Origin of the sequence: Microvirga tunisiensis (genome assembly GCF_009296175.1) — a bacterium.
Classification (GTDB): Bacteria; Pseudomonadota; Alphaproteobacteria; order Rhizobiales; family Beijerinckiaceae; genus Microvirga; species Microvirga tunisiensis.
This window is the reverse complement of record NZ_VOSK01000826.1, coordinates 1-1,103: the sequence shown is the minus strand read 5'-3', so window position 1 is coordinate 1,103 and position 1,103 is coordinate 1. Positions and strand designations below refer to the sequence as shown.

Here is a 1,103-nt window from a genome sequence, read left to right as displayed (position 1 = left end):
GGTCATCGACCGCATCATCGTTCACGACGGCAGCTTGGAGATCCGTCATGTCATTCCCTTGCGCAGCCCTCCGCCGGGACGTGAGAGCACTGCTGACCCAGTTGCTCGATTGCGTTCGGATCGTATGAACCGCACGCCCTTGCTGAGGATTTCCCCGATCTCCTCAGCTGGAGCCCTTCTGTTTCTGGACTACTCCCGAAGCCGAGGGTTAAGCATTGCAGGAATAAAGGCTCACTCCGATTGCTCAGTTGAGCCTCCACCAGAACAGCGTAGCTTATCGGGTGTGGCTCTATTGTTTTGCCTCTACGGATGCCACGGCGCCTTGGCTGAGATTTCCTGAGATCCGTGCCGGCTAGGGCGCTTCCATTTGCTGTGATCGGCGAGGATGACAGAGTAAAGTTAGAGCGGGACTGCAGACGGTCTCTCGCCCAATCACAATGATTGCATCTGTGCGCCTGACGATCATTTGGCACGTAGCGAAAGACCATGAACCAAATTAATCCGCCGGACCTCGATCTAACCAGCATCACCGCCGACATCGTTTCCTCATATGTCGCAAACAACGCAGTTCATCGGGCCGATCTGCCGGCCGTGATCGCGTCCGTCCACGCTGCGCTCCAGGGTTTGGTTGCTGCCAAGCAAGCAGAGCCAGCGAAGCAGCTGCAGCCATCCATTGCGATCCGCAAGTCTGTCACCCCTGATTTCCTGGTTAGTCTCGAGGACGGCAAGAAGTACAAGACGCTCAAGCGCCACCTTGGAAAGCTGGGTCTAACCCCCGCGCAGTACCGTGCAAAGTGGGGACTGCCCGATGACTATCCGATGGTCGCGCCGAACTATGCTCTGCGGCGTTCTGAACTCGCCAGAAGTAGCGGCCTTGGTCAGCAAAGGAGGAAGACGGCTGCGAAATCAGTTGCCATGTCGGATGAGGCTGTCACAGCCCCGGCTGAGGTCTCAAAGCCCCAGCGTCGCACACCTTCTAGATCCTCGGCACAGTGATTATGACCCTTTGGCGAGTGGCTCGAGAGGGGCGAGTTTAGGATAGGCGCGGCTCATTTTGGCCCGGGCCTTTTCGGTCGTGAACATCCAGGTGATGCGTGCGCCGC

General features: G+C 57.8%; 1 protein-coding gene. It reads left to right on the top strand.

Going from position 1 to position 1,103, the window contains the following annotated elements; translation table 11 throughout:
• Positions 1-486 precede the first annotated feature (486 nt).
• Entirely contained in the window at positions 487-996 is a 510-nt protein-coding gene (locus FS320_RS43915) for a Ros/MucR family transcriptional regulator (protein WP_152718724.1), read from the top strand.
• Positions 997-1,103 lie beyond the last annotated feature (107 nt).